Origin of the sequence: Paenibacillus lactis (assembly GCF_017873605.1) — a bacterium.
Classification (GTDB): domain Bacteria; phylum Bacillota; class Bacilli; order Paenibacillales; family Paenibacillaceae; genus Paenibacillus_AQ; species Paenibacillus_AQ lactis.
Genome location: NZ_JAGGKI010000010.1, coordinates 199,440 through 218,020, shown reverse-complemented (window position 1 = coordinate 218,020; position 18,581 = coordinate 199,440). Strand labels below are relative to the sequence as shown.

Here is an 18,581-nt window from a genome sequence, read left to right as displayed (position 1 = left end):
GTCCTATCCTGCGCAGTCCGTTTGCAATTGAAGGAACAATCCGAGCAGCGTATTTGGTGTGGCCGGCTGCTCCAGCGCTGCCGTTATCCCTTGGATCCTGTCGCCTGAAGCTCCGGAGTACGCCGGGCGTTCCGTCCGAACTGAACGGCGTACAGCAGCAGGATGCCGAGCTGCACAGCCGCCAGAATGACATAGATGTTACTGTAGGTGGAAGCGCCTTGGTCTGTATTGAGCGGATTCCAGGCATGCGTGGCTCCTACATCAACAGCCTTCCCGTAGATCCCCGTGGCGATCGCTCCCGATAGAAAGTTCAGCAGGGAGAACAGTCCCATGCCGACCCCGGTCTGCTCTTTCGGCAAGGACAGTGAGATCGTCTTCGACAGCGAAATTTGCATGAACATTTGTCCGACATTGCCGAGAATCAGAATCAACGCGATCCCAATCGGGGACACCCAGGCGAAGGAGGACAGCAGCACAAATCCGGCGATAAGCAGCGATGAAGCGGCATAGAACAGGTAAGAGGTTCCTTTCGTATCCGCCAGTTTGCCTCCGGTCCGCCCAAGAAATGCCGTAACGACGGCACCCGGTACCATAATGAATCCGATCCAGCCAGGCTCAAGCCGATGAACGTCGGCGAGCAGCTGAGGCGTCAAAAACGGAAGGGCGTAGCCGATGCTCACAATGAATACGCCGAGCGTTAAGCCGACGGAGTAGCCGGCGTTGCGGAACAGGCGGGGCTGGACGAATGGCGCCTTAGCCGCTTTGATGCGAATCATGAATAGAATGAACAGGATGAGGCTGCCTGTGGCATAGATCCAGCCGCCTTGGGTAACGGCCAGCAGCAGCAGGGCAACCGTTCCGGCGAGCAGACCGCCGCCAAGCCAGTCAATCTTGCCGCCCTGCCCCTGCTCATCGCCCAAATATTTACGGTACAACGGGAGCGTAAACAAGATGACTAGCGGGATGAAGAACAGCCAACGCCAATGAAACACGCTTACCATGAGCGCCGATACGATCGGGCCGATGGCGCTGCCGATTGCGAGTCCCGTAGCGGTAATCCCGAGCGCCCGACCGCGGGTCTCCGCCGGAAAGTAACGTACCGGAATAATCATCGCGGTGGCGGGGATGACCGCAGCGCCGGAGGCTTGCAGGATGCGGCCGAGAAGCACCATCCAGTAAGCCTGCGATGCCAAACCGACCATGGAGCCGACGAAGAACAGCAGCAAGCCGAACGTAAGCAGATTTTTCAATTTATACGTATCGGCAAGCTTGCCGTATATGACGGAGCCGATGGCATAGATGAGCATATAAATCGATGACACCCAGCTGACCTGCGCAAAGGATAACTGAAAGTCCTTGCTCATTTCAGGCAGGACGATGTTAAACATCGTTGCGCTCATGGATGAGAGAACCATCGTAAACGCCAAAATGCGTATCAATTGATTAGCATGGGGTCTTTCGGGATCGACGTGCATATCGATTCCCCCTTTCCTTTGATTACGATTTATTTTACAATCGATAGTTAATAAATAAAAATATATGTTAAGTTATGCATTCATATACTAAAGGTTATGGAAAGAGAGGTTGATTCATCATGGAACTGCTTCAGCTTCAATATTTTCAGACCGTGGCCCGGATGGAGCATATGACCAACGCCGCCAAGGAGCTGCGAATCGCCCAGCCTGCCCTGAGTAAGACGATTGCCCGCCTGGAAGAGGATCTGGGCGTTCCGCTCTTCGACCGGCAGAATCGGCAGATTAAGCTTAATTCGTTCGGTAAAGCGTTTCTGAAAAGCGTGGAAACCGCCTTGTCGGCGCTGGAGGAGGGGCGGCGCGAAGTGACGGACCTTGCGGGAATGGAGCGCGGGAGCATTCGCTTGGCGACAACGGCCTTAAACCGGCTTTCGAAGGCGCTGGGCGCGTTCCGTACCGCTTATCCGGAGGTGAACTTTCGAGTCGTCCAAATTCCCCCGAATGCCATGTTGGATATGGTGGGGATGCTGGAGAACGGCGAGGTGGATTTATGCTTTATAGCAGCATCGCTGGAGGAAGCTAAAATCCGGGAAATGCCTGTCCTGCAAGCAGAGGTGTATCTGGCTGTACCTGCAGGACACCGGCTGGAAGGACGCGAGTGCATCTCGCTCCAGGAGCTCTCGGGCGAAGCCTTCATCGAGTACAAGGAGGGACATCCGTTCCGTAAAATGAATGATGAGTTTTGCGAGTCGGCGGGGATCCGCCGAGAGGTCGTCTGCGAAGTGGATGAACCGGCAGCCCTTAACAGCCTGGTGTCAGCCGGGCTGGGGCTCGCATTTGTGCCCGGATGCAAAGGGGATGACAAGCCGCCGTATTCCATGCTGCGCATCGAATCTCCCTCCTGCCACCGAACCTTCTCCATAGCTTGGCTGGAACAGCGGTATTTGTCCAAGGCCGCGCTGCGGTTTCGGCAATTTCTCGTCGACTATTTTAATGAGCTGCAGGAGCCGGTGGAGCAAGAGCGGATGGAGCAAACGCAGGCGTTCCGGCAGCTGCAATAAATGGAGCAGCCCCAGCCGTGCCGGCAGCTGCAATATTTGATTAATCCCAATATAACCAGCGGGGCAGAGGCAGGATTAGGCCCAGGCGCTGAAAAGACGGAGCCGCAATCGGAACGTAAAGCGAAAGATGATTAGGCCTAGAGCGGATGTGGATGATTTCCCGGCTGCTGCGCAAGCCGCAAGATTTGAAGCGGCAGCACAAAATGATAGAGCCCCTTATCTCTTGTTCGGCTGCAAACCGGTAAGAGCGACGGGGGCCTTTTTGTTGTGTTTACATTGTTTGTGAAATGGAAGATTCATAGAGGGAGTCGGCAGCCGGAAGCTGCCATAGGACCTGGCTTAAAGCCGCAGAAGCCGTTAAGAAAAGAGATGCTGTGCGCTTAGGAGCATGGTAAGGATACTGATTCCGATCATGGTAATGCCGGCAAGTTTCATGAGCCAGATTCTGGGTTCGATATCTTCGCCATCTTCCCCGCGTCGTTTGAACCATCGGGATTCGGGGCGAAGCAGCGCAACTACACCAATTGCAATTCCAGCGCCGCCCAGCAAAAGTGAAGTTATAAATGTCTGAATAGGGAATTCATCAAAATAATAGGACAGCCCGATTAGGATAAAAATCACGCCGATAAAGGCAGTGATTACACTGTAGATTTGCGATTTAAATAAATCGCTGTCGTCTTGTTCCACATCTTCCGGAATGCGTGCGAGCATCCTCATCCAATCGGAATCCGGATTGCGGAACGCATACCATCCGAATGCGATTTGCATGATACCAAGCAGTATCAAAAACATAGGATTAGCCCCCTTCACTTACTTATTTATTACGCACCCTCTCCTAACTTGTTCCAAGATATGTAGGGCTAAATCCACTTTCTCTGCAGCGCTTGCATCCTTTACGCTTCTAACCCAAATTAGCGGTTGCCATCTATGGAATGATCTGGTATGATGGTGTCCTTCTCTCATTTTCGCCTTGTCTGAAGTGGACGGGTCCGCCGTCTAATATGCTTATCGGAGGTGCTGCATGCTTTATTTCACTTTGGCTTCCAAAGCCTATGCCCGCAATTTGCAATACCGCGGGGCCCACATGGTGCACAATATCGCAAGCGCGATGTTCGGCTTCATGTACGCGTGCATCTGGATCGGTCTCGGTGCGGATCATGCGCTTGGAGAGTACGGAACGCAAGGGATGGTCGGCTATATCGCCTTTACCCAAGCCGCACTCTGGATCTCCAGCTTCATCACCAATGGCCTCGGCATTCCCCAAGCCGTCAGAACCGGCCATATTTCCCTGGATTTGATGCGTCCCGTCCATTTGTTCAGCCACTTGATGGCCAAGGAATGGGGCCAAATCGCTTATCAATTCATTTACAAATCGATTCCGATCTACGTGGTGTACTATTTCGCATTTTCCTTGGAACTTCCCGGAAAAGCATCGGATCTTCTATTTGTAGCCCTTGCGCTGGCTGGTGCAGCTTATTTATCGATCTGCATCAATTATCTCATCGGCGCATCCGCGTTGTGGACGACGGAATCCTCATGGTTGTATTGGGGCAACCATGCGATGATCAACCTCCTCGCAGGCTTCTTTATTCCTATCGAATGGCTGCCTGGCTGGCTGCAAACGGCAGCTTGGTGGTCTCCGTACCCTTATCTGCTGTATGTTCCGACTCGATTGTATTTAGGTTTTGGCAACGTCTCTTATTTGTGGGGAACGTTATTTTGGTGCGTGCTGCTTACGCTGGCTTGCTTGCTGGCGACCGGCTTCTTGAGGCGCAAGGTGGAGGTGCAGGGAGGATGACCGCAAAATCCTGGCTGTCGCTGTATGCGCTGCTGATACGTACAAGCATCAAAAGCCGCATGCAATACAAATTCAATTTTGTGCTGGCTTCCATCCTGGCCGCATTGATTCAGATCTCCGAATTTCTGATGGTCGCGATCGTGCTCTATAAATTCGGCGCCATTCAGGGGTGGTCGATGCACGAAATCGGCTATCTGTTCGCGGTGATGACCTTATCGAAGACGCTGTACCGGACGTTCGCTGATGAAGTCCACCATCTGGAAAAGTATTTGGTGAACGGCGAGCTGGACCAGCTGCTCACGCGGCCGATGCCGGTGCTGCTTGCGCTGATGCCGCAAAAATTCCGCATCATGCTTGGCGAAGTGCTGCAAGGAGGCTTTCTGCTCTGGTGGTCGCTGAGCGGCATGATGGGGAGCGGGCAGGTGGGATGGAGCGCTGTACCGCAGACGTTATACATCATCCTGACCGGGGCTGTCATCCTGTTCTCGATCGGACTTGCTACCGCGACCTTCGGCTTCTGGACGACCCGAATCACCGAGCTGCAGAATCTGACGGAGGACGCCGCAAGGACCGCAGCCCAATACCCGCTGACGCTGTACCCGAAATGGATGTCGTCCATTCTTCTGATCCTCGTTCCGGTCGGACTCGTGAATTATGTCCCGTCCCTATACATACTTCGCGGCGAGCTGGGATGGTGGGTGCTGCCGGCTTTGGCGGGAGCCGCGCTGCTCTGTCTCGCGCTCAGCTTGAAATTCTGGCAGTTCGGTTTGACCAAATACCAAAGCACGGGCAGTTAAGGAAGGAGGCAAACAGCATGATCGAAGTTCAAGATATTCGCAAGTCATTCAAAACCCCCGTTGTCAAGGAAGGGCGCTTCTCTGGAATCCGGACCCTGTTCTCGAGGGAATACCGGATCAAGGAGGCGGTTCGGGGGATCAGCTTCAAGGTGGACCGGGGCGAGTTCGTCGGATACATCGGACCGAACGGAGCCGGTAAATCAACGACCATCAAGATGCTGTCCGGCATTCTGCACCCCACTTCCGGGGAGGTGATCATCGGGGGGATGAATCCGCATCGGGAGCGGCGAGCCGTCGTCAAGCGCCTGGGCGTGGTGTTCGGCCAGCGGAGTCAGCTGTGGTGGGATCTGCCGGTTCGGGATTCATTTGATATCTTGGCCAAAATGTATGCCGTCGATGAGGCGGACAAAGTGCGGAGACTCGAACAGTTTACGGAGCTGCTCGATCTGCAGGCGTTCTGGGAAACGCCCGTGCGCAAGCTGTCGCTCGGACAGCGCATGCGCGCCGATCTGGCCGCTGCCATGCTGCACGATCCGGATGTGCTTTTCCTAGACGAGCCGACCATCGGCCTCGACGTTAATGCCAAGCGCAATATTCGCCATTTTCTGAAGCTGATCAACGAGAAATTCGGGAAGACGATTCTGCTTACGACCCATGACATGGATGATATCGAGCAGCTGTGCAGCCGGGTGATGGTGATTAACGAAGGAAGGCTGTCTTATGACGGAACGGTTCGCTCGCTTCGCGATTCCATCGGGTTGCCTACCCTCATTACGGTCACCTTCCGGGGACCGTTCCAAATCCCGGAGTCATTTATGGCGACTGGCGATAGCTCGACCCAGGCCCGAATCCGAGTGACCCGCGTTCTGGACCAGAGCGTAACGATCGAGGCGAACCGGCGCGAAATGAATACGCTGGAAATTGTCAAGGAGCTGGGGAAATGGGGGGAGCTGGATGACATCGATATGCAGGATCCGGATTTCGAGGATGTCATTCACAAGGTTTACTAGCTGTCTTTCATATCGCTTTTCATTTTAACCCAATCTTAAACTTGAGGTCGCTTTACTTTTCATAACGGCATGTAGACTGTTAGTTGAACGAAAGGCTGGACTACGATTGCCGGGATGGAGAGTATGATTATACCGCCGATCACCTACGCCTGTTCAAACAACTAATAGAGGTGATAGAGATGATGGAGAAGAATCGTTCACGAGCGAGAATGGCCGGGTACATCGCCGGTATGGCTGCGCTCATGTATGCACTCCCCCATTTTTGGTGGGGATTAGGGATTGGGCTGGCTTTCCCAGGCGACTTCGAGGGGGCGCCGGGTGAATTTTGGAGCGTCTTGATCGGATATTGGGGAATGGGAGTTTTAGCGGTTTTTGGCGCTTTGTTCGCGTTTGCCTTTGCCATGCCATGGGGAGAGAGGCTGCCGAAGCTGCTGCTTCTCATCCCGGCCTGGATCGGTTCAGCAGGTCTAACGCTATGGGGATTCTCATACTTTGTCCTGAAATTTCAGCTTGCGATTGGCCGCGTGCAATCGGCTCCCGCCTTTGCGGTCCAGGATGCAAGCCCGATGGCGGTGTGGGGCTACTTCTGGTATGGACTCTTTCTCGTATGGGGAATATCGCTGGGGACGGCTGCATTGTATACCGCAAAGATCCGCAAGAAGAAGACCGAGCCGTCGCGGGTCACCGGCTGAGGGATCCCGTCGACCGGCCGGATACGACCGGAATCGAAGGTTACAAAATTCTAATGGATGAAAGAGTGGACATTTCCGGAAACATTGTACAATATAATAGATATCATATCGGGGGACCTCCGGGGTCCTCTTTGCATTTTATTGCAAACCGTCATACAGTAGGAGTAAGATCAGAGATTTGAACTTGTATTTACATATATAGAGGGTGAACCGGCATGAAGTTAATGAAGCGGATCTGGCTGCGCATCGGAAACTATTATCGCAAGAAACAGGATTTTGAACAGGCGTTGAAATATATGAGAAAAGGCGAGGGCGGGATTACGAGCTTTAATGATAAGCTCCTCTACGCCGAGCTGCTGCATAACGGTGGCTATTCGGATGAGGCTGTCGACTATTTGGGCCGCGTGATCGAGACCACCGGCAGCCATCGTGCTTATGAACGGCGGGCTCATATTTTGCGTGAGATGGACCGGGAGCTGGAGGCTATCGCGGACCTGGACCAGGCGATTGCATTAAATGCGGACAACTATATGAATTGGTATACCCGCGGGATCGCCTATAAAGACCTTAACCGGTACGAGGAGGCCATCCGTGATCTTAAGGAATCGATCAAGCGGGAAGATCCGAGCACGGTCATTTCCACGTATTATGAGCTTGGGATGACGTATTATGAGAGCCGGAATCCGGCGGAGGCCGCGAACTGCTTCCGTGTCAGCATCAAGGAGCCTTCCCGAGCCATTCCGATGTATTATTACATGCTGTCGGTTTGCCTGGACTTGATGGATGAACTGAAGGAAGCGGTGAGCGTCCTGCAGGAAGGGATCCAGCTAGCAGACCGGTATGAAGCGGAAGCCGACCAGGGTTATGCCCTGTTTGCTTCCAGCACGAATTACAGCTACGGCGCGTTTCTGTCGTTTCAGCGGCAGATGCGGGAAGCGTATTCGTTCCGGAAACATATGGCGGATCTGCACCTGCAGCTTGGGGCCTTCGATCAGGCGCTGGCGTATATATCGGAAGCGATCGAGCGTTACCCGGAAGCCTATGAGCTGTACTTGAAGCGGGCGGATATCCACAAAAAATCCGGCAGCATGCAATCCGCCAAGGCTGATCTGGAGCGTGCGATCGAAGCGGCTCCCGATGATTACCGCGGCTACTTCGAGCTGGCGCGGCTCTATCGCGAGGACGGGCTGGAGGAGCCGGCCTTCGAGCTGATCTCGAAGCTGTATGCCAGAATGCCCGAGTCGCCGCTCGTCTGCTACTGGATGGCGGACAGCTATTACCGGCTCGGACGCAACGAGGAGGCGCTGAAGCTGAACGATAAGCTGCTCCGGCTGGAGCCGGACGATGCGCCGAATTTCGTACAGCGCGCCGATATTCATATGGAGATGCATGATTTGCCCGCTGCCGAGAAGGCGCTGAAGAGCGCGATCGAAATTCAGGATGCCTCCGAGATCAGAAACAAGCTCAGTTATGCGTTGTACCTGCAGGGGCGCAATGAGGAAGCGCTGCTGGAGCTGCAGGAGGCGGTCAAGCTGGACGAGGACTTTTCCACCCATCCGACCTATCTGGCGGCCAGCGGGCATATCTACAAGGAGATGGGCTTGTGGGATCTTGCGATCGATGCTTATTCCAACGCGATACAGGCGGTTCCGGGCAATCCGCGATTCTATGAATTCCGGGCAATCTGCTTCGTGGAGACCGGCCAGCTGGAGCGGGGGCTTGCCGATTGCTCGCAGGGTCTGGAGCTCGATCCGGAGTTCGGTAATCTGTACAGTTTGAGAAGCGGAATCTATTATTCCATGCTGGATTACAGCCGCGCCAAGGAAGATACGATGAAATTTCTGGAGCTTGTGCCGGGGCATCCGGGCGCTTATTTCCGGCTGGGTCAGATTCACTACAAGGACCATGACGAGGATGCCGCCTTGTATGCATTTGATCAGGTGCTCGAAGCCGTCCCGAATCATGCGGACAGCTATCTGTATAAAGCGCATATTTATTACGGCCAATTTGAGACGGAGGAGGCTGTTAACGCCATCGTCAATTGGAGCCTTCACCTGGATAAGGAGATGTCTCCGGGAGACAAGATCCAGGCGATCCAAGGTTTGGAGGGCTTCGAGGAGGATGTCTTGGAGCGGGCGGTTGAACGATTGACGGGGATGTACGGTCACCAGCTGTACTTGTCTTAGTTTCCAGGTAAAAAATGCTTGGCCTAAAAGCACCGCAAGATGGCTCACACTTTATCCGAACTTATGGTATGATTCTAATGTTATTGTTGCAGCTCGTTGCTCGCAGGCTGATCCAGCCGCGCGGGCTTTCTTCATGTGAGGGAGCAAGACAGGCAAGGGGGGATGTATTCTGATCTCGCTGCAGAAGGTGAATAAGAGCTTTGTTGATGGTAATGAACATTATCAAGTGATAAACAATGTATCCCTCGACATCGCTGAGGGAACGATTCATGGAATCATCGGTCCAAGCGGAGCCGGAAAGTCGACGCTGCTGCGTTTGATGAATGTGCTGGAGAGCCCCGATTCGGGCAGCGTGCAGGTGAACGGCCTCGAGCTTACCGCGCTCGGAAGCCGGGCTCTCAGGGAAGCGAGAAGGTCGATCGGCATGATCTTTCAGCATTTTCAGCTGGTCGGCAACCGGACGGCTTATGGAAATGTAGCTTTGCCGCTCGAGCTGGCAAAGACTCCGAGGGCAATCAGGGAGCAGCGCGTACTTGAAGTGATGAGATACGTCGGGCTGGAGGACAAGATGAGGCAGTATCCGGCGCAGCTCAGCGGGGGGCAGAAGCAGCGTGTCGCCATTGCGCGAGCGCTGGCGAATTCCCCTTCCGTTCTGCTCTGTGATGAGCCGACCTCATCGCTTGACCCGAAGACGACATCCGGCATCCTGGATGTGCTGCGGAAAATTAACCGGGAGCTTGGCGTTACCATCGTCATCGTGTCTCATGAGATGGATGCGGTGCACGCGATTTGCGATCGGGTGTCCGTCATGGAGAAGGGGCGGTTAACGAGAACCTACGACGTAAAATCATCGTCCGGGCTCTCTCAAACCGGGCTGGCGGCAGAAGCATCAAGGGAAGCGGAGGAACCGGACCATGGACGCGCCTAGCATTATTCAATATTTGAACGATTACTTCACATATGTGCAGCAGTATGACACGGAAATATGGCGCGCCATCGGCGAAACCTTCGTCATGGTCGGCATTTCGATTGCTGCGGCCGTATTTCTGGGTCTTCCGGTCGGAACAGTGTTATTTCTATGCCGGAAGGGGCAGCTGTACGAAAACCGCCCGTTGTTCTCCGTCATGAACGGCTTGGTCAATATCATCCGTTCCTTCCCCTTCCTGCTGCTGGTGGTCATCATGATCCCGCTCACCCGCCTTATTGTCGGGACATCCATCGGTACGCTGGCGGCTGCCGTTCCGCTGTCGGTTGTCGCCATCGCATCCTACTCGAGACTGGTTGAGCAGTCGCTGCTGGAGGTGCCCAAGGAAGTGCTGGAGGCGGCCTCTTCGATGGGTGCGTCGACGCTGCAGATCATCTTCAAGTTTCTGTATGTCGAAGCCAGATCGGGCCTTACGCTCGGCCTTACGACATCGACCATCAGCTTCATTTCCTACTCGACGGTCATGGGGATCGTCGGCGGCGGCGGGGTCGGCGATTTTGCCATCCGTTACGGGTACCAGCGCTTTGAGACCGAAATCATGGTGTTTACCATCATCATTATGGTGATCTTGGTGCAATCGATTCAATTTGCGGGCAGTCTGGCTGCAAGATTGCTCGACAAACGGAAAGTCTGAGCGTCCGCGGGCATTTGCACTACACATGCAGTTACATTTTACACAAATCACTTATTTTACATGGGGGTAACAAAGACGATGAATAAAAAAATGGCGTTAATGATGCTGGCTCTGATCCTACTTCTTGCCGGCTGCGGACAGAAGCAGAATGGTAAAGAAGATCAAGAGAGCGGACAATCCGGAGCTGGCGAGGAGGTTACCCTAAAGGTAGCTGCGCTTATCCCGCCGATGACGGATGTGCTCGAAATGGCGAAGCCCAAGCTGAAAGAGGAAGGCATCAACCTGGAAATCGTCATCCTGTCCGACAATGTGCAGCCGAACAATGCGCTGGCGAATAAGGAAGTGGATGCGAACTTCTTCCAGCACGTGCCGTACATGGAAGAATACAATGCCAATAACGGCTCGGAGCTCGTACCGGTGGTGCCGATCTATAACGCGGTGTTCGGGGCGTACTCCAAGCGTTACGACAAGATCGAGGACCTTCCCGAAGGTGCGACGATTGCGATTCCGAATGATCCTTCCAACATCGGACGTTCCTTGGTCATGTTCGAGAAGAACGGCTTGATTAAGCTGAAGGAAGGCGTCGGCATTAAAGCGACGCAGGCGGATATTATCGACAATCCGAAAAACTACAAGTTCAAGGAAGTCGATCTGCTCATGCTGGCGCGTACGCTGGACGATGTGGACATGGTTGCGATGACTCCGGCTTATGCCAAGCCGCTTGGCCTGACGCCGAAGAACGATGCGTTGATTACGGAAGGCAAAGATTCCGAGTTCACGATTACGCTGATTGCGCGCAAAGACAATGTCGATTCCGAGCCGATCCAGAAGCTGGCGAAGGCGATGACGAGCCAGGAAGTGAAGAAGTTTTTCGAGGATAACTACTCCGAGATTGCACTGCCTGCATTCTAAATTAAGCTATAGGTATAGCTGAATTTTTACTTGTTCTTTGAAGCCGCTCCGAGAGGGGCGGTTTTTTACGATTAGGAAGTCATTTAAGGTTCAGATTGATGGATCATTTCAAGGGTTGAAAAAAGCTGAATCACGCGTTAGTATTACTTATCAAAATTTTTTGGCTATTGTGGGGGAGCAATCATGAATGACATCCTGACGTTTCTCGTATTGATTATCTTTCTAATCATGTCACCGGGGGTCGATTTCGCATTAATCACGAAACGGACGCTCTCGGACGGCAGGAAAGAGGGGCTAAAAATTGCGCTGGGTATTTCATCCGGCGTGTTGGTTCACACAACAGCAGCCGCACTCGGTCTATCCTTGATCTTAATGAAATCTGCGCTCGCTTTCGAGGTCATTAAATATGTCGGTGCCATCTATTTAATTTACATAGGGGTATCATCCTTGGTCAGCCGGAAGCAGGCGCAAACTCATGCTCAACCTGTCGCATCCAAGCAATCGGCGTTTATGCAAGGGCTAATAACCAACACCTTGAATCCGAAAGTTGCGATTTTTTTCCTGACGTTTCTACCGCAATTCGTATCGCCGGACTACAATTCTAGCATGCAGTTTGCAATGATGGGACTCTGTTATGTCGTGCTTTCCATGGTTTGGTTTACGGCCATCGTTCTTATGTTAAGTTATATTCGACAATGGCTCATGTCCCCGAGAATTCAGAGCCTGATCGATAAAGCCACAGGGGTTGTTTTAATCGGATTCGGACTGAATATGATCTTTAGGGTCCAAAGAACAGGGCAATAAATATTTTAAAGGATAGGTACGCATAGGCCTGTCCTTATTTTCGTTTAGGGAGGTGGAGAGCTGAATGTGAGCTCATTGTTATCTCTGTATTAAGTTTGGCCCCAAATAATATGCAAAAAATTTACGGTCAATTTACAAAAAACTCTTTGACACCAACCGAAAACGGCTGTTATCATGACGTTAGCAGCAGTTCGTGTTTGGGCCAAAGTGCCAAAATAATTCATTGTTTTGGGTACATAGTTTTGGGTACATAGTTTTGGGTACATATATTGTCTTGAATTGCTTTTTTGATCGCGGATTGAGAGAAAGGAGAGTTCCATTATTGCTACTTTAAAGGATATAGCAAACCATGTTGGAGTATCGATCTCCACCGTATCACGAGTCATCAATAACGATACGAGCCGGCACATCAGCCAGGCCACCCGCACCAAAATTGTCGAGGCGGCCAAAGAGCTTGGCTATGCCCTCAACGAATCCGCCCGGCCGTCTCTAAAGAAGAATCATCCTCCGCAGACAACGGGGTATCGCCAGATTGGCTGCATCGTATCCGTTACGCAAAACAAGTATAATCATCCTTATTTCTCGCCGATTTTGCAGGGGATTGAGAAAAAGCTGTCCGAGCTGAACGGCGTGCTCACTTATGTGCTCACGATGGATGAAATCAAGGGTGAAGGGGCGATGAACAAGCTAGCACAGGATGCCCAGCTCGACGGCATGATTATCATCGAGGGAATTGACCCGAATGTGTATGAATTTATCAAACAATCTGTTCCTGCGGTTGTTGGCATCGATATATCCGATTCGACCGTGCCCGTGATTCTTTATGACCGCGTGGCTGCGGCGAAATCGGCCGTACAGCATTTGATCGAACGGGGGCATCGCCGGATCGGCTTTATCGGCGGGGCGGGACTTACAGGGGATCTCGAGCGGGAGAAGCGGTATCGCGGTTACCGTTATGCGATGGAGGAAGCCGGGCTGGATATGGATCCGCGGCTGGTCCTGAACACAGGCTGGGATGTGAATAACAGCTATACCCTTATGTACGAGCTCTTAAGCCTCCCGGACCATGAACGTCCGACCGCCATGTTCGCTGCGAGCGATATGATGGCGATATCCGCGATGCGGGCGGCGGCTGAGCATGGGCTTCAGGTTCCTCAGGATGTCGCCTTCGTGGGCCTGGATAATATCGAGGTCTCGCAGTATACTTCTCCTCCGCTATCCACCGTTCATATTCCCAAGGAGGAAATCGGCATGATGGCCGCCAAGGTGCTGATCGATCAAATCGAAGGCAAGAATCCTTTGCCGTTCAAGCTGTTTGTGCCTTATCAGTTGATGCTGCGGCAGTCTTCGGATTATTTTCGGGAGTAGAAAGAGTGTACACATAAATCATCGAGGTGCTGGTACGGTACCTCCTCTCTTTCTATACCCTTATTGGAAAATCGGATAGGATTTTGGGGCCAAAAATAATTGGCGGAGGAAGAAGGAAATGAATCAAATTCGATTAGGAATTATTGGACTGGGTTGGAGATCGGGGTTTACGAAGTATTGGCATCAGCCAAACGGGAGATCCCTCGTCGTTGTAGGTGCGGATACGGATCCTCTCAGACTAACCAAATTTCAACAAAATATTAACCCCGAGGCGGCGGTTACTCTGGATTACAGGGAGCTGCTGCAGCGGGAAGATATTGATGCGATCGTAATTACAACCCCTGATGACAGCCATGATGAAATCGCGGTTGCAGCGCTGCAGGCCGGAAAGCATGTGTACTGCGAGAAGCCGTTATCCATTACGGTCGAAGGCTGTGACCGGATATTGACTGCTTGGGCCCAATCAGGGAAACATTTCATGATCGGTTTTAATATGCGCTATATGAATATGTACCGCACGATGAAGGAGATTGTCGACAGCGGGGAGATCGGAGAGGTGAAGTCGGTATGGGTTCGACATTTCGTAGGCTTGGGCAGCGATTACTACTATCACAGCTGGCACGGCAGCTCAAGGAATACAACCTCGCTTCTGCTGCAGAAGGCTTCCCACGATATCGACCTGATTCACTGGCTGACCGGGCGATATACGAAGAAAGTAGCCGCTTTCGGCGGGGTGGATTATTTTGGCGGAACGAAGCCGAATGAGCTTACGTGCCCGGAATGCGGCGAAAAAGCGACTTGTCCCGAATACCGTTCGGGCCCGCTTGTGCAATGCGCTTTTCGCGAGGAAATCGACGTGGAGGACAACAGCATGGTGTTAATGGAGCTGGACGGGGGGATCAAAGCCTCGTATATGCAGTGTCATTTCACGCCTGACTATCAGCGGAACTACACCATTATCGGCACCGAGGGCCGCATCGAGAATGATGAGATCGCACAGCGGGTTTACGTCAAAACGCGCAAGTCCCAAACCTGGCGTGATCTATCGGATAAGATTTACGAGATTAAGAAAGCCGAGGGTTCGCATAACGGAGCCGATCCGATCATTTGCGAGGATTTTCTGGATATGATTCTGCAAAATAAGGAGCCCATCGCCGAACCGATCGCAGGCCGCATGAGCGTAGCGGTCGGCGTAGCCGCAACGGAATCGATGAGAAAGGGGGGGCAGTTAGTTTATGTAAAGGAGCCGGAGCCCTGGATGCTTGGACAGAAGAGCAGCCTATCCGGGACTTGATCGACATGCCGATAGAACCACACGCTCCAACGATGCGAAGGAGGGGGATTCTTAGTGAATACAGCACCTGCCAGGCGAACGGAGGCCCGAGAAGCCGTGCCCGCGAAGTGGAGGGCGTTTCGCCGAACATTCCGTAAAAATTGGGAATTATATTTGCTCATTACTCCCGTCGTTCTTTATTTCTTTATCTTTGATTACCTGCCGATGTACGGCATACAAATCGCGTTCAAAAACTTTGTGGCGGCTAAGGGGATATGGGCCAGCGAATGGATCGGGTTTGATCATTTCGAGCGTTTTTTTAACAGCTTTTATTTCGACCGATTGATTCTGAATACGCTCGGGATCAGCTTGTATCAGCTGGCCATCGGATTTCCGATTCCGCTTATCCTGGCACTCTTGCTCAATGAAGTAGGCAACCGGCATTTCAAGCGTTTTGTCCAAACGGTTACATACGCCCCCCATTTCCTATCAACGGTCGTCATGGTAGGACTCATCATCATTTTTCTCTCACCTCAGAACGGCATCATTAACCACCTTATCGCCTTTTTTGGCGGTGAACGCATCTCATTCATGACGGAACCTGAATGGTTCAAATCGATTTATGTATTTTCGGGTGTATGGCAGGGCATGGGATGGAGCTCCATCATTTATCTTGCGGCGCTCGCCGGAATCGACCCGACGCTGCACGAAGCGGCCAAAGTGGATGGAGCGAGCAGGCTCCAGCGGATATGGAAGATCAACCTGCCCGGCATTATGCCAACCGTCGTCATTCTGCTTATTTTAAATGTCGGGCAGATCATGGGCATCGGCTTTGAAAAAATTTATCTGATGCAGAACGATCTGAATATCGAGAGCTCCGAAGTGATCTCCACCTATGTGTATACACAGGGGATTCTGGGAGCCCAGTACAGCTTCTCCGCCGCGGTCGGCTTGTTTAACTCCTTGGTTAATCTGGTGCTGCTCGTGCTTGTGAACCGAATCGCCAAAAAAGTCAATGAAACTAGCTTATGGTAAGGAGGGGATCAGGGTGAAAGAATCCGTCCAGGATCGTATGACACTCATCGTAATTTATATCTTGCTGTCCATTATCCTGCTGCTTGTCCTGTATCCGCTGATTTTTGTCGTCAGCGCCTCGATCAGCGACCCGCTCACCGTATCGAGAGGAGAAATGTGGCTGTTTCCGAAGGATTTGTCCTTTATCGGCTACGAGCTGGTTTTTGCGAATAAGGAAATATGGACCGGCTATGCGAACACGCTGCTGTACACATTGGTGGGCACCGCAATCAATCTGGTTATGACCATATTTGCAGCCTATCCGTTATCGCGCAAAGATTTCGCGGGTCGGAATGTCATCACGGCTTACATCGTATTCACGATGTTTTTCAGCGGCGGCCTCATCCCAACGTATTTGCTCGTAAAAAACCTCGGGATGATCAACACGATGTGGGCGCTGATCATTCCGGGCGCGGTATCGGTGTGGAACATCATCATCATGCGCACCTTCTTCCAGACCTCCATTCCGAATGAGATTCAGGAATCGGCCTCGATCGACGGCTGCTCCAATATGCAGACGCTGTGGAGAATCGTGCTCCCGCTCTCCATGCCGATCATCGCGGTTATGATTTTGTTTTACAGCGTGGGGCACTGGAATTCCTACTTCAACGCACTCATCTATCTGAATGATCGGGATAAATACCCGCTGCAGCTGTTCTTAAGGGAAATCCTGATCAAATCCCAAGTGGACCAGATGGCCGGAAGCATGGATTTATCGGTGCAGAAGCATCTGATGGAGGCCGAGGCGATTAAATACGCCATCGTCATAGTGGCCAATTTACCTGTACTGCTGCTGTACCCGTTCCTTCAGAAGTATTTTGTCAAGGGTATGATGATCGGCGCTCTCAAGGGTTAGAAAACGGCTCTTGTTTCGCAATATATTTCGAAAAGTGGAGGTCTGAGAAAAGATGGGGAATCATTTCAAGCGGTTCACTAAAGTCCTGCTCACAGGCGTGTTGACCGCAAGTCTGGCAACCGCCTGCGGCAGCGGAGGAAAGCCGGCGGCGGAGGAGGAGCCTAAGGAGCAAACGGCTGTAAATCCTACAGGGTTTCCGATCGTGGAGGAGCCTATCAAGCTTACGTTCTTCGCAGGGAAAGCCGCTTCGGCTCCAGCGGACTGGAACTCGCTCCCGGTATGGAAGGAATATGCCAAGCAGACGAACATCGAAGTCGATTTTCAATTGACGCCTGCAGAGAGTCTGGCGGAGAAGCGGAATCTGGTGCTCTCCGGCGGCGATTATCCGGATGCCTTCCACACGGCGCGGCTGTCTGCGAATGATTTGATGAATTATGGAGGCCAGGGCATTTTTATTCCGCTTAATGATTTGATCGACCAGTATGCGCCGAATTTCAAGAAGCTCCTGGAGGAGCATCCGGAGGTCAAGAAAGGAATGACGATGCCTGACGGCAACATCTATTCCTTCCCGACGTTTTATGACCCGAACTTTAAATCGGTGCTTATTGGAACCAAGCTGTGGTACAACCAAGCGTTTCTGGACGCGCTCGGCATGAAGGAGCCCGAAACGACGGACGAATATTACGAATACTTGAAGGCGGTCAAGACCCAGGACCCGAACAAGAACGGCAAGGCGGACGAAATTCCGTATGCCGCAAGCGGCATTGGATCCTTGCTCGATGAACTGAAGGGAGCGTGGGGGCTCGGCAACCGGGGGAATATTCATGGACGGGTGGATATGGATCCGCAGTCCGGTAAACTTCGGTTCATCCCTACCGATCCGAGATACAAAGAAGTGCTGGAATACTTGAATAAGCTGTACAAGGAAGGCCTCATGGTTCAGGATATCATGACCATCGAAGGTCCACAGGTGAACGCTCTGATGGATGAAGGGCTTGTCGGCTCCGCGGAAACCAACAGTCCGCATGCGATTGGCGGGGTAACGATCGAGCATTTTGTAGGGGCTCCGACGCTTAAGGGACCTTACGGCGACCAGATTTTCTCAAGAGCGCGTTCTCCGCTGATCGATGTCGGGGCTTTTGTCATCACCGATAAAAATCAGCATCCGGAAGCGACGGTCCGCTGGATTGACCACTTCTACAGCGAGGAGGGCAGCAAGCTGTTCTTCATGGGCGTGAAGGATGTCAGTTATGTAGAGAACCCTGACGGTTCGATTGAATATACCGAGGAAGCGCTGAAGGAGCAGTCAAAATTCGTCTCATGGGCAGGCGGGTTCTACCCGGCGATGCTGACGGACAAAACCTTCAAGGCCGGTGAAGCGACAGAGCCAAGCCTCGCAGCCGCGGCGAAAGTTGAAGGCCAGTGGCCGGAGGAGGTATGGCCGCAGTTTACGTATACCCAGGAGGAGCTTACCCAGTTCACGCCGCTTCATACGGACATCAATAAGTATGTTGATGAAATGACGGCCAAATTTGTTGTAGGCGATGTACCGTTCAGCGAATGGGATAAATATGTAAGCACCATTGAGAGAATGGGATTGTCGCAGTATCTCGAAATCTATACAGCTGCATATAATCGGTACAAGGCCGAGTAGGAGGG

17 protein-coding genes are annotated in these 18,581 nt (G+C 52.4%); 15 read left to right on the top strand and 2 right to left on the bottom strand.

Annotated features, from left to right (window positions below; genetic code table 11):
• Window positions 1-83 precede the first annotated feature (83 nt).
• Window positions 84-1,475: an MFS transporter gene (locus tag J2Z18_RS19185; protein WP_007130901.1), complete on the bottom strand. Its 1,392-nt coding sequence runs from the start codon at window positions 1,473-1,475 to the stop codon at window positions 84-86.
• A 119-nt stretch (window positions 1,476-1,594) separates the two neighbouring features.
• On the opposite strand from J2Z18_RS19185, the gene J2Z18_RS19180 reads away from it, so the two are divergent.
• Window positions 1,595-2,533 carry a LysR family transcriptional regulator gene (locus J2Z18_RS19180; protein ID WP_028404518.1) on the top strand — a complete coding sequence of 313 codons (939 nt, stop codon included), beginning with the start codon at window positions 1,595-1,597 and terminating at the stop codon, window positions 2,531-2,533.
• Between the two features lie 357 nt (window positions 2,534-2,890).
• Here J2Z18_RS19180 and J2Z18_RS19175 read toward each other — a convergent pair whose 3' ends face one another.
• Entirely contained in the window at window positions 2,891-3,325 is a 435-nt protein-coding gene (locus tag J2Z18_RS19175; RefSeq protein WP_007130899.1) for a hypothetical protein, read from the bottom strand.
• A gap of 229 nt (window positions 3,326-3,554) precedes the next feature.
• Here J2Z18_RS19175 and J2Z18_RS19170 point away from each other — a divergent pair, with 229 nt between their 5' ends.
• The 14 genes from J2Z18_RS19170 (at window position 3,555) to J2Z18_RS19105 (ending at window position 18,576) form a co-directional block, all read left to right on the top strand.
• Complete coding sequence (locus J2Z18_RS19170; RefSeq protein ID WP_007130898.1) at window positions 3,555-4,331, top strand: ABC transporter permease; 777 nt, start codon at window positions 3,555-3,557, stop codon at window positions 4,329-4,331.
• On the top strand, window positions 4,328-5,128 hold the full coding sequence (locus tag J2Z18_RS19165) for an ABC transporter permease (RefSeq protein WP_007130897.1): 801 nt from the start codon (window positions 4,328-4,330) through the stop codon (window positions 5,126-5,128). Before J2Z18_RS19170 ends, J2Z18_RS19165 begins: the two co-directional genes overlap by 4 nt.
• A gap of 17 nt (window positions 5,129-5,145) precedes the next feature.
• Complete coding sequence (locus J2Z18_RS19160) at window positions 5,146-6,138, top strand: ABC transporter ATP-binding protein (RefSeq protein ID WP_007130896.1); 993 nt, start codon at window positions 5,146-5,148, stop codon at window positions 6,136-6,138.
• 179 nt (window positions 6,139-6,317) lie between these two features.
• Window positions 6,318-6,830, top strand: coding sequence for a DUF3995 domain-containing protein (locus J2Z18_RS19155; protein ID WP_210095182.1), 513 nt, complete (start codon window positions 6,318-6,320; stop codon window positions 6,828-6,830).
• Between the two features lie 215 nt (window positions 6,831-7,045).
• Window positions 7,046-9,016 (top strand): tetratricopeptide repeat protein, encoded by a 1,971-nt coding sequence (locus J2Z18_RS19150; protein WP_210095181.1) that lies wholly within the window; start codon window positions 7,046-7,048, stop codon window positions 9,014-9,016.
• Window positions 9,017-9,185: 169 nt separating this feature from the next.
• Window positions 9,186-9,944 (top strand): methionine ABC transporter ATP-binding protein, encoded by a 759-nt coding sequence (locus J2Z18_RS19145; protein WP_083832633.1) that lies wholly within the window; start codon window positions 9,186-9,188, stop codon window positions 9,942-9,944.
• A complete protein-coding gene (locus J2Z18_RS19140) occupies window positions 9,931-10,635 on the top strand; it encodes a methionine ABC transporter permease (RefSeq protein ID WP_007130892.1) in 705 nt (234 codons plus the stop codon). Before J2Z18_RS19145 ends, J2Z18_RS19140 begins: the two co-directional genes overlap by 14 nt.
• A gap of 78 nt (window positions 10,636-10,713) precedes the next feature.
• On the top strand, window positions 10,714-11,547 hold the full coding sequence (locus J2Z18_RS19135) for a MetQ/NlpA family ABC transporter substrate-binding protein (protein WP_144871011.1): 834 nt from the start codon (window positions 10,714-10,716) through the stop codon (window positions 11,545-11,547).
• Window positions 11,548-11,730: 183 nt separating this feature from the next.
• Window positions 11,731-12,351: a LysE family translocator gene (locus J2Z18_RS19130; RefSeq protein ID WP_007130890.1), complete on the top strand. Its 621-nt coding sequence runs from the start codon at window positions 11,731-11,733 to the stop codon at window positions 12,349-12,351.
• 297 nt (window positions 12,352-12,648) lie between these two features.
• Window positions 12,649-13,719: a LacI family DNA-binding transcriptional regulator gene (locus J2Z18_RS19125; protein WP_312889665.1), complete on the top strand. Its 1,071-nt coding sequence runs from the start codon at window positions 12,649-12,651 to the stop codon at window positions 13,717-13,719.
• Window positions 13,720-13,837: 118 nt separating this feature from the next.
• Window positions 13,838-15,013 (top strand): Gfo/Idh/MocA family protein, encoded by a 1,176-nt coding sequence (locus tag J2Z18_RS19120; RefSeq protein WP_210095180.1) that lies wholly within the window; start codon window positions 13,838-13,840, stop codon window positions 15,011-15,013.
• Window positions 15,014-15,109: 96 nt separating this feature from the next.
• Window positions 15,110-16,027, top strand: coding sequence for an ABC transporter permease (locus tag J2Z18_RS19115; protein WP_050954053.1), 918 nt, complete (start codon window positions 15,110-15,112; stop codon window positions 16,025-16,027).
• A 37-nt stretch (window positions 16,028-16,064) separates the two neighbouring features.
• The gene (locus tag J2Z18_RS19110; RefSeq protein ID WP_100085248.1) at window positions 16,065-16,922 is read left to right on the top strand and encodes a carbohydrate ABC transporter permease; all 858 of its coding nucleotides are present in this window, start codon (window positions 16,065-16,067) and stop codon (window positions 16,920-16,922) included.
• A 52-nt stretch (window positions 16,923-16,974) separates the two neighbouring features.
• Window positions 16,975-18,576, top strand: coding sequence for an extracellular solute-binding protein (locus tag J2Z18_RS19105; protein ID WP_007130885.1), 1,602 nt, complete (start codon window positions 16,975-16,977; stop codon window positions 18,574-18,576).
• The last annotated feature ends 5 nt before the right edge of the window (window positions 18,577-18,581 follow it).

Coding starts and splice junctions, on each gene's coding strand:
- J2Z18_RS19110 (WP_100085248.1), top strand. CDS start 16,065: ATGACACTCATCGTAATTTATATCTTGCTGTCCATTATCCTGCTGCTT.
- J2Z18_RS19180 (WP_028404518.1), top strand. CDS start 1,595: ATGGAACTGCTTCAGCTTCAATATTTTCAGACCGTGGCCCGGATGGAG.
- J2Z18_RS19150 (WP_210095181.1), top strand. CDS start 7,046: ATGAAGTTAATGAAGCGGATCTGGCTGCGCATCGGAAACTATTATCGC.
- J2Z18_RS19140 (WP_007130892.1), top strand. CDS start 9,931: ATGGACGCGCCTAGCATTATTCAATATTTGAACGATTACTTCACATAT.
- J2Z18_RS19120 (WP_210095180.1), top strand. CDS start 13,838: ATGAATCAAATTCGATTAGGAATTATTGGACTGGGTTGGAGATCGGGG.
- J2Z18_RS19155 (WP_210095182.1), top strand. CDS start 6,318: ATGATGGAGAAGAATCGTTCACGAGCGAGAATGGCCGGGTACATCGCC.
- J2Z18_RS19160 (WP_007130896.1), top strand. CDS start 5,146: ATGATCGAAGTTCAAGATATTCGCAAGTCATTCAAAACCCCCGTTGTC.
- J2Z18_RS19175 (WP_007130899.1), bottom strand. CDS start 3,325: ATGTTTTTGATACTGCTTGGTATCATGCAAATCGCATTCGGATGGTAT.
- J2Z18_RS19170 (WP_007130898.1), top strand. CDS start 3,555: ATGCTTTATTTCACTTTGGCTTCCAAAGCCTATGCCCGCAATTTGCAA.
- J2Z18_RS19185 (WP_007130901.1), bottom strand. CDS start 1,475: ATGCACGTCGATCCCGAAAGACCCCATGCTAATCAATTGATACGCATT.
- J2Z18_RS19165 (WP_007130897.1), top strand. CDS start 4,328: ATGACCGCAAAATCCTGGCTGTCGCTGTATGCGCTGCTGATACGTACA.
- J2Z18_RS19130 (WP_007130890.1), top strand. CDS start 11,731: ATGAATGACATCCTGACGTTTCTCGTATTGATTATCTTTCTAATCATG.
- J2Z18_RS19105 (WP_007130885.1), top strand. CDS start 16,975: ATGGGGAATCATTTCAAGCGGTTCACTAAAGTCCTGCTCACAGGCGTG.
- J2Z18_RS19135 (WP_144871011.1), top strand. CDS start 10,714: ATGAATAAAAAAATGGCGTTAATGATGCTGGCTCTGATCCTACTTCTT.